The 267-nt window shown below is 33.7% G+C and carries 1 pseudogene; it reads left to right on the plus strand.

The annotated features are described in order from the left end of the window. Nucleotides 1-174 precede the first annotated feature (174 nt). A pseudogene (locus KVT11_RS20035) lies at nt 175-267 on the plus strand (GNAT family N-acetyltransferase); the annotation flags it as partial.

A 267-nucleotide genomic window follows, 5' to 3' on the forward strand; every position in this document is an offset into this window, starting at 1 on the left:
CTCTAATTGTGGTTCTCAAAATATAGGAGAAGGTGAGTTTGTCGGATATGCACAAATACGGAAAAAGGAAACGATGTTCACATCTTCGCCGGTGGATGCTTATATTTGTACAGATTGTGGGAATATCCTTTTATTAAAGGTAAGGAATTATGAAAGGTTTAAACAGAAACCGTTATGATTATTGAGAAGTGGTCATATCCAACTTTGTATACGAAACGACTTATGTTAAGGAAAATGAATATGAGTGATAGTTTACATATATATGAG

The organism is Bacillus sp. GbtcB10, from assembly GCF_019091365.1.
GTDB classification, from domain to species: domain Bacteria; phylum Bacillota; class Bacilli; order Bacillales; family Bacillaceae; genus Bacillus; species Bacillus altitudinis.